Raw genomic sequence first — 12,473 nt, forward strand, 5'->3', positions numbered from 1 at the left:
TCGTCCACTAAATGCAAGGTATAACAGTAATTTATTCGATTTAAGCTAGAATTATTTGGAATAGCATAAATTTGTCCATACCCGCCTTGAGTTGGCGGTATCATGCCATGACTTGCAGGGCGCTCAGCCAGTTTTTCGCGGAAAATTCGTTTAGCGCCGAGACGCGGGCGCTTTCGCTACAACAAAGACGCAATCAACGCGGACAAGCGGGCGGGAAGGTCGATGATCGTTTCGACGCGATGGTCATGAGTGATTCGCGGACCTACGGCGATGAAATGCACACCCGCTTCGCGCGCGGCTTCGAGATCGATTGTGCTGTCGCCGACGTAAACGGCGCGCGATGCGCTTGCGCCCGCGCGCTCGAGGCACAAGTTCAGAATGTCGGGAGCGGGCTTGGGCCGCACCCTGTCCCGGGCGCTCGCGACCGCGTCGAAGATTCCCTCGAGCTTCAGATGCTCGATCAGCGCCGGCACGGTTCCCGATCGATTCGTCGCGAGTGCGAGGCGATATTCCTTCTTGAGCTCCGTCATGAACGGGCGCAGCTCGAGCGGCGGCCGCAGCATCTTCAGAAACGGATCGTTGTCGAGCACGCGCGCCGCCTCGACCATCCGCGCGATACGATCGTGGTCGCCCTGCGCGCGCTCGGCGAACACTGTCGACGTGGCGTATGAGTACGATGCGATTTCCTCGGCGGGTGAGAGCGGTGCCTCGCCGATCGCGTCGAAGATCGCGTTGTAGTACGCGATGTTCGATTCGCTCGAATCGAAAAGGACACCGTCGGCGTCGAAAATCACCAGCTCAATCATGAAGTCAGGTATTGTGCGCGGCGCGCGGCGGCGAGGCTAGTGCGAATGACCGCGATGCGCGTTGCGCGCGGGACGCCGCGTTTGATGGGCGGGGCGTCGCGGAATCGCAACCATGTCGCGTGCGGCGATATTCGCTCCGCATTCGGAGCACACCATCTTCGGCGCCGTCTTCGCGCCGCATACGCGATGAACGAGCGTCAGTGGCGGACCGCTCTCGTCGGCGAGCCACGTGTCGCCCCACTTGAGCATCGAAACCAGCACCGGGTAGAGGTCGAGTCCCTTGCGGGTGAGCCGATACTCAACGCGAGCGCCGTCGCCCTCGCCCGGGCCACGCTCGAAAATTCCGTTGGCGACGAGCTGGCGCAGTCGCGAGCTCAGGATGTTGCGGGCGATTCCGGTGCCGCGCTGAAATTCATCGAAGCGCCGATGCCCCAGGAACGCATCGCGCAAGATGAGCATCGTCCAGCGCTCGCCCACGATCGAAAGCGTGCGCGCCACAGAACAGTTGAGGTCGCGAACCGAGTCCCAGCGCATCCAGGTGTATTTCCCCCGGCGCAGGCGGCTCGTCCCCGGCCGCCCGGCCGTATTTATATCGTTGCACTTTGAAACCGGCACCGCCAGTCCGGCTCGGCTACGGTGGATTTTTCGTAAACGGCGAAATGGCTATAACTGACTACAGAGTCATCTTTAGCCACTTCCTCGCGCGGCTCGAAGCATGGTTAAGTGACTCGCCGCCTGTTCTTCGTTCATCTGCACCTGAAAAAGCATCGCGAGTTGAGCTGGATTCGACCGATCAGACCGGCCAGTGACCCAGGTTGGGACACTGGCGTGGTTGCGGCGGCTTCCAGTCTGTCTTTGCCGGACAGCAACTTTTGCGGTTGCAAATCGCAACCCTTGTCAAAATGCGACGAACGCAACTTATCGAAAAATCAATGCTGACACGTTGTCGAAACAACTCTAGCCCTTGTGCGCCAGCGAGTTGCTGATTTTGGTTGCGCAGCAATTCTGATGCGTGCAGCGCAACGCCCTTCTATGCCATCCGCGTACTGCGAATAGTTCGAATTGACCAAAATTAAGCATCATTGCAAACGCTGAATTTTTTGTAATCGAAGCGATGGCATCGCTGTTGCTTTCCTAGGCGAGTTTTTCCGTTCCGCAGGGAACTTCGATATCGCGATACCGGCGGCCTCAGTTCAGGACATCGCGATATGACCCGGCCCGCGGAAACGTTAGGAGTTCAGATGATTAGTCGCGGGGGCTACGCACTCAAGCTTGGGATCGCGGCCGCGATCCTTCTCTCCCTTGTAACGCGCGCGAGCGCGGTGTCGTTCAAACTCGGCGGTCTCAATGAGGTCGGCGTCGGACAGGACCTCACTTCGGTCCTCTATGCCAGCTCGCCGAGCGGCTCCGCAATTCCAGTCGCGAAACTCGGACAGCGGGCGCCGGGCGGCGGCGTGATTAGCGACCTCGGCGTTCCGGTAATCTCGAACGACGGCCTTATCGTGTTCGGCGCTGAAGTGACCAGGCCGCATGAGAAGCCGCAATGGAAGATCATGCGCGCCGATCTCGAAGCGCCCGCCGGCAAGCGGCTCGCATTTGCGATCGACGCGGCGGCGCAGTCTCCGGGATGCACACCGAAGTTTATCCTCGATCCTTATCCGGTCGCCGGCGACGCGGGCAAAATCGCCTTCATCGCTCCTGACGTAAGCGGCAAGGACACTCTATTTCGCTACTCCGATGGCGAGCTTACTTGCCAGACGCGCATCGGCACCCCGACCGTCGAGGGCGACTCGATTCGCGAGTTCCGCTTCGGCAGCGCGATGATGACGGCCAGCGGCGAGATCGCGTTCATGGGCCACATCGACAGCGGTTTCTTCGATCCCGCGCAGCGCCGCCTCGCGCTGATGGTTACCGACGAGACCGGTGCCATTCACGAGGTCGCCAGCGAAGGCGACCGCACCCCGGACGGCGGCTACTACACGGCCGACTTCAGTATTCCGGCGGTAGCCTCAACGCCGGGCGGACCGATCGTCGCATTCTCGGCGCATACTACAAACGGCGATTCGCTCTACCTGTGGCAGAACGGAAACGTCACGCAGCTTATCGGCACCGGCGCGCATACGCCGTTCGGTCGCCTGACCTACATTTCGAGCGGACGGCCCGGCCTCACGTCGGACGGCGTGGTCGCCGCGGCCGGCGTCACCAACGGCAAGCGGACGCTGTTCCTCATCCATGGCGGCCGCACGTCATTGGTCCTGCGCGAAGGACACGGCACCGGCTTCGGCACCAGGATCGAGTACCTGGGCGATCCGGGCTTGACCACGACTGGGCAGGTGATGGTCGGCGTGACCGACGACGAAGGCAGCAACGTCTTCTACGTCGCGGACGCGGGCCGGCGTCATCCGGTTAGCTTCACCACGGCCGCGCTCAGCTACGGCTTCATGACGCCGATGTTCGGCGGCAGCCTCGCCGTAACCGAGGACGGCGACTTTACGTTTCTCGGCGGCAGGATCCACTAATCCAAAGGCGCGGCGCACCTTTACGAGGTGCGCCGTGCCTTTTCTTCGAGACCGGCGCTAACGTGCTTGACTCGAACTCCACGCACGTCAAAGAATTAACTAACTAGTTAGTTATCATCGGGAGCGATTGACGATGGCGCAGCAGCGGCGGGACCTGGAACGGACGCGCGAGAAAATTCTCGCCGCCGCCGCATCCGAGTTTGCCGCCAAGGGCCTCGCCGGCGCGCGCGTCGATGCGATCGCGCGCCGCGCCCGCGTCAACAAGCAGATGCTGTACTACTGCTTCGGCTCCAAGCGCGAGCTCTACCGTATCGTCCTTTCGAGCAAGCTCACGGCGCGCACCCACTTCCTCGACGCGCTGCCCAACAATATCGAAGAAGCGTTGCTGCATATCTTCGACCACAGCACCGCCGACATCGACTTCGTCAGGATGTTGCAGTGGGAGGCGCTCGAGCCTACGGGCGATGCGCGCCTGGTCGCGCAGGACGAGCGGCGGGCGCTGTTTCTCAAGGGCATCGAAAAGTTCAGCCAGGCGCAGCGCCAGGGCTTCATTCCAGCCGACGTCGATCCGCGCCATCTTCTGATCTCGTTCATCGCGTGCTCGGTTTTCCCGCTCGCGTTCCGGCAGATGATTCATCTGCTGACCGGGCTCGAGCCTACGGATCCGAAGTTCAGGCGCCAGCGCCGCCAATTTCTGGGCTGGCTCGGCCGCCGCCTCGCGGACAAGCCCCACGCGGCGATAAATTCACACCGAGTTAACGGCACATCGCGGGCGTCACGTTCCAAAGCTGCAAATACAACCTTGAGTAAGTCGCCATGAAGAAGCGAATCGCCATCGCGGCCGTTATCGTGGTCGCAGTTGCCGCGGCCGCCTGGGCATTCAATCCGCTGCTATTTATGGGAGTAGGCCCGGAGAACACCCTGACTCTGTCGGGAAATATCGAGGCGCACGAAAGTGTCGTGAGCTTCAAAGCCGTGCAATCGCGCGTGACCGAGCTGCCGTTCGACGAAGGCCAATGGGTCAAAAAAGGCACGCTGCTCGCGCAGCTCGACAATTCCGACTATAGCCAGCAGGTCGCGATCGACGAGGCGCAGCTTGCGATGGCACAACGGCAGCTCGATTCGGCCCAGCAGAAGCTCGAGGCCGCCAATGCGACAGTCGTGAGCGATCAAGCCGACTTCGCGCAACAACAAATTGATTACAACCGCAATCAGCGGCTCTTCGACGAACGCGTGATCTCCAGCGACGATCGCGACAAGAGCGAGACCACCTTCAAGATGGCGCGGGCAATAGTGCGGCGCGACCAGGCGATGGCGCGCTCGGCGGAACGCGATATCGCCGTCGCGCAGGCCCAGATTCACACCGCCAATGAGAATCTCAAGCTCGCCCAGATCGATCTCGGCTACACGACGCTGACGGCGCCGTTCTCGGGCGTGATCCTGACGCGTCAGGCCGAGCTCGGCGAGGTGATGCTGCCCGGCACGCCCGTTGTGACGATGGCGGACCTCGACCACATTTGGCTGCGCGCCTATGTCAGCGAGACTGATCTCGGGCGAATCCGCTGGGGCCAGGGCGCGACGATCACGACTGATACCTATCCCGGCAAGCGCTACCAGGGACACGTGACCTTCATCGCGTCGGATGCGGAGTTCACGCCCAAGAGCGTCGAGACTCACAAGGAACGCGTCACGCTCGTTTATCGGATCAAGATCGACGTCGAAAATCCCAACCACGAGCTCAAGCCCGGGATGCCCGCCGACGCGGCGATCCAGCTCGGAGCGCCGCTGCAGATGGGCAACAGCCGGTAATCGCATGGATGATCACCTCGAAGTCTCGGTGCGCGGGCTGGTCAAGGAATTCCCTGGCGTGCGCGCGATCGATGGCCTCAACTTCAGCGTCACGCGCGGCGAGATCTTCGGACTGGTCGGCCCCGACGGCGCCGGCAAGACCACGACGATGCGTATCCTGGCGGGCGTGCTGCCGGGCGACAGCGGCGAGGTATCGGTCGCGGGATGCGACGCGATGCGCGATCCCGAAAGCGTCAAGCGCTTCATCAGCTACATGCCGCAGCGCTTCGGCCTTTACGAAGATCTCACCGTTGACGAGAACATCCGATTTTACGCCGACCTGTTCGGCGTCGCGCGCCGCGAGCGCGAGGAGCGATCGGCGGAACTGCTGCGCGCATGCGGCATGAGCGAGTTTCGCAGCCGCCTCGCAGGCAAGCTTTCGGGCGGGATGAAGCAGAAGCTCGGCCTCGTCTGCGCGCTGATACATCGCCCGCGCGTGCTGCTGCTCGACGAGCCGACCAACGGTGTGGATCCGGTTTCGCGCCGCGAGTTCTGGGGGATGCTCTACGCCCTCGTCGGCAGCGGCGTCACGGTCGTCAACTCGACTGCGTATCTCGACGAAGCCGAGCGATGCCATCGAATCGCACTGATGCATCGCGGGCGGATTCTGTTCTGCGACACCCCGCCGAAGCTCAAGACGATGGTGCCGGGCGCGGTGCTCTCAATCGTCGCGCCCGACCCGCGCCAGATCCGCAACGCGCTCGCGCATACGCCGGGCGTGCGCGACGTGGTGCTGGTCGGCGACGCCGTCCACGTCTTTGTCGATGACGGCGCGCGCCGCACACCCGAGTTGCGCGCGACGATCGAAGCGCGCGGCATTCCGTATCATGAGATCACGCCGATCACGCCAACGATCGAGGACCTGTTCGTCGAAGCCGTGCGCGAGGAACAGCCCGCCGCCGCATGAACGACAACGGCAACTCGGTCGAGGTCGAAAACCTCGTGAAGCGCTTCGGCACGTTCACCGCCGTCGATCACGTGTCGTTCACCACGCGGCGCGGCGAGGTCTTCGGCTTTCTCGGTCCCAACGGTTCGGGCAAATCGACGACGATCCGAATCCTCTGCGGCCTGCTGCATCCGACTGAAGGCCGCGCGAGTGTCGCCGGATTCGACGTCGTGAAATCGCCCGAGGACGTGCGGCGCAATATCGGATACATGTCGCAGAAATTCTCGCTCTATGGCGATCTGACCGTGCTCGAGAACCTGCGTTTTTACGCCGGGATGTACAGCGTGACGGGTGCGCTGCAGAAGGAACGAATCGACTGGGCGCTCGGGATGGCGGGGTTGCGCGGCCGCGAGCATACCGTCACCGCCTCGCTCTCTGGCGGATGGAAGCAGCGCCTCGCGCTCGGCTGCGCCGTGCTGCATCGCCCGCCGATCGTGTTTCTCGATGAACCGACCTCCGGGGTTGACCCGCTGTCACGGCGGCTCTTCTGGGAGTTGATTCAGCAGATGAGCGAAGCAGGCGTCACGATTTTCGTGACCACGCATTACATGGACGAAGCCGAGTATTGTAACCGCCTCGCGCTAATCTTTCGCGGCCGCCTGGTCGCGCTCGGCACGCCGACCGAGCTCAAGCTCGATGCGATCCAGGGCGACCTGTTGCTGCTCGAGACCGAGGCGCTTGGTACGGCTTTGGAAGCGGCCCGCCGGGTCGAGGACGTCCGCGATGCGGCGGTGTTCGGCAACGCGATACACCTGGTCGTGGAAAAGGGCGCGCCGCTCGATCGTATCCGCGCGGCGCTCGAGTCCACGGGCGTGGTCGTCGGCGCTTTGAGTCCGATCCGGCCGAGTCTCGAAGATGCGTTCGTCGCACTCACGACGGGTTCGCCCGAGCCGTCGGCCGAAGAGGCAGCGCCATGAACTTCACGCGGCTGTTTGCGATCGTGCGCAAGGAAACGCTGCAAATCAGCCGCGACTCGCGCAGCCTCATGATCGTTTTGCTGATGCCGCTGATGCTTATGACGGTGCTCGGATACGGCGTCAACCTCGACATCAAGCATCTGCGCGTCCTCGTTTATGATCGCGAAGGGAGCCAGGCGAGCCAGGATCTGCTGAAGCGTTTTCAATATTCGCAATACTTCGACGTCGTCGGGTCGGTGAATGATTACGCGAGCCTTGAGCGCGCCATCGACGGCGGTCAGTGCCAGCTCGGCATCGTGATCCCGCACGATTTTTCGCAGACGCTCGCCGACGGCCGCCCCTCCGAAGTGCAGGCAATCGTCGACGGCACCGATCAAAACACCGCGCAGATCGCGATCGGCTACGCGCAGGCGGTCGTCGCCGGCTACGCGCAGGCCAAACAGGAAGAGTACTTCGAGCAGAACCAGGTGCCGCCAATCCCACCGGCAATCACGGTGCAGCAGCGCACCTGGTTCAACGAGGATCTCGAGAGCAAAAACTTCATCGTGCCCGGAGTCGCCGCCTTGGTGATGGCCGTGATCGGCACCCTGCTCACTTCGCTGACGATCGCGCGCGAATGGGAGCGCGGCACGATGGAGCAGCTCATCTCGACGCCGGTGACAGCGCTCGAGATCATCGTCGGCAAGCTCGTCCCTTACTTTGCGATCGGGCTCTTCGACACCGCCGTGTGCGCGATTATCGCCGTGACCTGGTTCGGCGTGCCGTTCCGCGGCTCGATCGCGGTGCTGTTCGTCGGCGCCGGTATCTACTTGATCGTGATCCAGGGTCTCGGCTTCTGGATTTCGGTCGTCACGCGCAACCAACTGGCCGCGAGTCAGATCGGATTGCTCGCGGGCTTCATGCCCTCGATGCTGCTGTCGGGCTTCACCTTTCCGATCGAGCAGATGCCGGCGGGAGTGCGGCCCGTGACGTTTCTCGTCGCGGCGCGCTATTTCATCGTGATCCTGAAGAGCGTGTTTCTGAAGGGCACCGGCCTTGCCGCGCTGGCGGCGCCCGCGCTCGCGCTGACGATTTACGCGCTCATCGTAATCACGATTTCGACTCGATCCTTCAAGAAGTCACTGGCGTGAGAGATTCATGATCGAACGTCTGCGGCAGTTGCTGATAAAGGAATTCATCCACCTGTTTCGCGATCCGCACGCGCGGATCGCGCTGCTGGCACCGCCGCTTTTGCAGATCCTGGTCTTCGGCTACGCCGCCACCTACGACGTCAATCACGTCTCAACCGCGATTCTCGATCAGGACCATAGCTACGAGAGCCGCGACCTGATCTCGCACATCGAAGCCAGCAACCGCTTCTATATCAGCCGCGTGTTGCATAGCGAATCGGAGATTTCGCACGTCATCGACTACCGCCAGGCGACGCTCGTGATTCAGATTCATCCTGGCTTCTCCGAGCAGCTTCGCAAAGGAGCGGGCGCGGCGGTCCAGGCGGTCTTCGACGGCACCGATTCCAACACGGCGCTGATCGCGATCGGATATATCAGTCAGATCGCAAATACTTACGCGACTGACTATCAAACCCAGTACATCAGTCATCTGCGGCCCGCGCTTCTGGAGTTCGCGCCCAAAGTCACGCTCGTCGAACGGCCCTGGTACAACCAGAATCTCGAAGGTCGATGGTTTTTCGTGCCCGGCGTTATCGGAACGATCGTGATGACGAGCGTGATCGTGCTGACGGCCTTCGCCGTGGTGCGCGAGCGCGAGGTCGGCACGCTCGAACAACTGATGGTCACGCCGATTCGGCCGGTCGAGCTGATTCTCGGCAAGACGCTGCCAACCTTGATCGTCGGTCTCGCCAACGTCTCGATGGCGACCGCGGTCGCCATCCTGTGGTTCCAGGTGCCGTTCCGCGGGCATCTGCTGATCCTGGCGCTCGGCGCCACGCTCTTCGTTGCCAGCTCGCTCGGCGTGGGACTCGTGATCTCGACGATCTGCTCGACGCAGCAGCAGGCCTTCGCGTCGGGCTTTTTCTACATCATGCCGACGATCATGCTCTCGGGATTCGGCTATCCGATCTCGAGCATGCCCGAGGCCCTGCAGAAATTTACCCTGATCGATCCGCTGCGCTATTTCCTAATCGTGATCCGCAGCACGTTTCTAAAGGGCTCCGGGCTCGTCGAGCTATGGCCGCAACTAGCGGCGATGACGATCCTCACGGCCGCGACGCTCGCAATCGCAACCGCGCGTTTCCACAAGACCCTCGATTAGCCTTGCGGCGGTTTGTGGCGAGACGAATAGCCGCACCGATAAACAAAGGAAGGCGCTTCGCGCGACGTCTGGCACCGGCCCCTTTGGGGGGCCTCCAAGATCCCTCGACTTCGCTCGCGATGACGGAATTTTTACGCTCGGGATGACAAAATCGAAAATCTCAGTGCGTCGAAGCGACGGCCGAGCTCGACGATTCCACGCCGTAGCTCTTGATCAGTTCGGCGAGCTCGGAGCCGCTGCTGGCCGGATGCGCGCAGTCGTTCGCGCTACATACGAACGCGAGTGCCGAGCCTTTGGCTGCGGGGCTCTCTGCGAATGCTGTCCAGGCCTGAGTCGGGAGCCGTCCGGACTTGGCTTGCGCGGCGTCGAGACGAATCACGATCTTGCCGGGCCGATAGGTCGCGAGTGCGGCCTGCCACAGCGCGTCGCTTCGAGTGTCAGTTGTCTCGCCGAGCACGGCGATGAGCGCGTCGCCGTGTTCGCGCTGTTCGAGCGCGAGTCCGAGCGTGCCGAGCGCGGTGCCGGCCGACGCCGCCGCCATCGCGGATGCAGTGTTGAGAAGATTATCGCCCTTCTTCGTAAAGGCGTCGTTGCGATCGATGACTCCGAGTTTACGCATCGCGATCGCCGCCACCGCCTGCACCGACGGCATCGGCATGTCGAACAACACGCTGCGATCCTCGATCATGCTGGCGAGCACGGTGCCGCGCTCGGCCGGATCGCGATTGACGAGCAGTCCTGAGCCCGACGCGCGAAAGACAGAGTCGATCTGCGTCGCGAGGCGTTCCGCGCTTCGCAGGTATCGCGGGTTGGTCGAGGCCTGGCTCGCCTCGACCAGCGCCGCCAGCATGAAAGCCTGATCAGAGACGAGGCCTTGCACGTTCGCCCTGCCGTTTGACCATTCGTGGTAGTAGCTGCCGTCGCTCGCCTGGGCGTGATCGAGCAGGAAGTCGAGATCGGCCAGCGCGGTGTCGCGCAGCGACTTGTCGCCGAGGGCCGCGGCGGCGTTCATGTAGCCGATCGCCATCAGCGCGTTGCGATCGGTCAGTATCGCGCGGTCGACGGGCGGTGTTCGGCGGGTCTCGCGCGTCGCGAGCAGATGAGCGGTCGCGGAGTCGGCGAGCTGCGCGGCCTTGTCGGGCGAAATTTTGAGCTGCGCCGCGAGCTGATCGATCGTCAGCGCGCGGCGCAGAATGATGCGCCCGTCCCCGGTATGCGCCGGCGCGTTGTCCACCCCGAATAGCGCAAACGCCGCATCAGCCTCCTGACGATCGAGCGCCTTCCTCATCTCGGCGACAGTCCACGTGTAGTAGCTGCCGTCGTCGCCTTTGAACGCGTCGGCATCCTGATGCGAGTAGAACGCGCTATGCGTTCGATCGAGCAGGTTGCTGTTGACGTACTGCACGAGCATCCGTAGCACGCGCGCGAATTCCTCGTCGTGACTCTGCTCGTACGCGTCGGCATAGGCGTTCAGCGCCATCGCCTGGTCGTAGCCGAGCTTCTCGAAGTGCGGCACGCTCCATTCGGGATCGGTCGAATAGCGATGGAACCCGCCGCCCAACTGATCGAACACCCCGCCCGCGGCAATCTTCTTCAGGCTGTCGAGCGCGATCGCAGTGAACTCCGGATGCCCGTAAAAGCCGCTCGCGAGCGCGAGCCGAATCGCGGGAAAGTCGTAAAATCGCGGGCCTTCACTGGTGCCGAAGCCGCCGTGGCGCGAGTCGTACTCGCCCTTCAGCTGCGCGAGGAGCTTGCTGCGAAGATCCTCCCATCCTCCCGAGGTGGACTCGGCGTTCGCGGCGTCGTAGCGGAGCTTGACCGCGAGCGCGTTGGCCTGTTTCTCGAGCTGCGGCTGCTCCTGCGCGTAAATGTCCGCGATACGCGTCAAGAGCGGCACCATCGCAGAGCTTTCGCTGTCCTCGCTGCGAGCGGCATTCGGATGCGCCGGCAGATAACCGGTCGCGTACATGAGCGCACCGTCCGAGGTGGTGATGCAGGTCAGGGGCCATCCGCTGGCGCCGGTGAGATGCGCCGCAGCGGTCTGGTAGTAGCCGTCGATGTCGGGACGCTGGTCGGTATCGACTTTGATTGGAACGTACTTCTCGTTGATCAACTTGATGACGTCAGGATCGGCATACGTCGTCTGGTCCATGACGTGGCACCAGTGGCACCACACCGCGCCGACGTCGATAAGCACAGGACGATTGAGCGTGCGCGCAAGCTCGAACGATTGCTCGCCCCAGGGCTGCCACCTGATTGGGCTGTCGGCCGCCTCGCGCAGGTAAAGACTGGTCGAATCTCGCAGCGCGCCCGCAGGCAGCGTCGACGATTTGCCCCGCGCCCATGCGCGCATCTGGCCGCTCGCGAGCAGCGCGCAGATCGCCGTCAGTAAGGCAAGAATCCTTCGCGTTGACTTCCATGAAGTGGCGCGATACCAAAACTTCAAGGCGGAACGATCAGCATGTCCTGCGATCGTCCGGGTTGCCGCTCGATGCACTCCTGATACTCCCGATCCGGAAACCCGCGACACCGCCCTCGAGTTCCCGTTATGAGCGGATCATCAGCAACTCGCCGTCAACCGCCAAAAGGCAGTCGCGGTCCAGCCAAAGTGATCCGGATGCCGACTCCAAGAGTGGTCCGGCGCAGGCGCGCCGTCAAGGCAGGATTGGGATTACTCGCGTTGTCGCTGGTGGCTACGGCGGTCGCGCGTCTTTACCTGCTTGGTTCCTCGCCGCCATCGGCCGAGAAAATGGCGGCGCTATCCGACCAGGAATCTCAAATTCTAAGGCTGGTTAACGCGCAGCGCATTCGCGCCGGGCTCAAGGAGCTGCGGCTTTCGGCCAAGCTCGCGATCATCGCGCGCGGGCACAGCTACGACATGGCAATGCGCCGCTACCTCGACCATACGAGCCCCGACGGCGTCGGTCCGGCTGAACGCGTGCGCGGCGCCGGAATCAGCTATGATGCTCTCGGCGAGAATATCTACATGGGCGACTATCGCGAGGACGAGACGATGCCGTCGCATGCGGTCGAGCGATGGCTCGCCAGCGCCGAGCATCGCGCCACGATGCTCTCGCGCGAATTCACTGACACGGGAATTGGCGTGGCGCGCGCAGCCGACGGCAGTATCTACGTGACGCAGGACTTCATCCGCTGAGCGGCGGGG

11 protein-coding genes are annotated in these 12,473 nt (G+C 62.7%); 8 read left to right on the forward strand and 3 right to left on the reverse strand.

The annotated features are described in order from the left end of the window. Nucleotides 1–176 precede the first annotated feature (176 nt). Nucleotides 177–806 carry an HAD-IA family hydrolase gene (locus VMA09_20250; protein ID HUA35954.1) on the reverse strand — a complete coding sequence of 210 codons (630 nt, stop codon included), beginning with the start codon at nt 804–806 and terminating at the stop codon, nt 177–179. A gap of 36 nt (nt 807–842) precedes the next feature. Then, a complete protein-coding gene (locus VMA09_20255; protein HUA35955.1) occupies nt 843–1,421 on the reverse strand; it encodes a helix-turn-helix domain-containing protein in 579 nt (192 codons plus the stop codon). 626 nt (nt 1,422–2,047) lie between these two features. On the opposite strand from VMA09_20255, the gene VMA09_20260 reads away from it, so the two are divergent. The 7 genes from VMA09_20260 (at nt 2,048) to VMA09_20290 (ending at nt 9,307) form a co-directional block, all read left to right on the forward strand. Then, entirely contained in the window at nt 2,048–3,325 is a 1,278-nt protein-coding gene (locus VMA09_20260) for a hypothetical protein (GenBank protein ID HUA35956.1), read from the forward strand. Nucleotides 3,326–3,458: 133 nt separating this feature from the next. Further along, entirely contained in the window at nt 3,459–4,145 is a 687-nt protein-coding gene (locus tag VMA09_20265) for a TetR family transcriptional regulator (GenBank protein ID HUA35957.1), read from the forward strand. Then, the gene (locus tag VMA09_20270) at nt 4,142–5,134 is read left to right on the forward strand and encodes an efflux RND transporter periplasmic adaptor subunit (protein HUA35958.1); all 993 of its coding nucleotides are present in this window, start codon (nt 4,142–4,144) and stop codon (nt 5,132–5,134) included. The genes VMA09_20265 and VMA09_20270 overlap by 4 nt, the downstream gene beginning before the upstream one ends. Before the next feature lie 4 nt (nt 5,135–5,138). After that, entirely contained in the window at nt 5,139–6,080 is a 942-nt protein-coding gene (locus tag VMA09_20275; protein HUA35959.1) for an ABC transporter ATP-binding protein, read from the forward strand. Next, a complete protein-coding gene (locus tag VMA09_20280) occupies nt 6,077–7,036 on the forward strand; it encodes an ABC transporter ATP-binding protein (GenBank protein HUA35960.1) in 960 nt (319 codons plus the stop codon). Before VMA09_20275 ends, VMA09_20280 begins: the two co-directional genes overlap by 4 nt. Beyond that, a complete protein-coding gene (locus tag VMA09_20285) occupies nt 7,033–8,166 on the forward strand; it encodes an ABC transporter permease (GenBank protein ID HUA35961.1) in 1,134 nt (377 codons plus the stop codon). Before VMA09_20280 ends, VMA09_20285 begins: the two co-directional genes overlap by 4 nt. A gap of 7 nt (nt 8,167–8,173) precedes the next feature. Next, nucleotides 8,174–9,307, forward strand: a complete 1,134-nt coding sequence (locus VMA09_20290) for an ABC transporter permease (GenBank protein ID HUA35962.1) — start codon at nt 8,174–8,176, stop codon at nt 9,305–9,307. A 160-nt stretch (nt 9,308–9,467) separates the two neighbouring features. Here VMA09_20290 and VMA09_20295 read toward each other — a convergent pair whose 3' ends face one another. Then, the gene (locus tag VMA09_20295; GenBank protein ID HUA35963.1) at nt 9,468–11,660 is read right to left on the reverse strand and encodes a DUF255 domain-containing protein; all 2,193 of its coding nucleotides are present in this window, start codon (nt 11,658–11,660) and stop codon (nt 9,468–9,470) included. A gap of 264 nt (nt 11,661–11,924) precedes the next feature. Here VMA09_20295 and VMA09_20300 point away from each other — a divergent pair, with 264 nt between their 5' ends. Continuing rightward, nucleotides 11,925–12,464, forward strand: a complete 540-nt coding sequence (locus VMA09_20300) for a CAP domain-containing protein (protein ID HUA35964.1) — start codon at nt 11,925–11,927, stop codon at nt 12,462–12,464. Nucleotides 12,465–12,473 lie beyond the last annotated feature (9 nt).

It is taken from the genome of Candidatus Binataceae bacterium (genome assembly GCA_035508495.1).
GTDB lineage: Bacteria > Desulfobacterota > Binatia > Binatales > Binataceae > JASHPB01.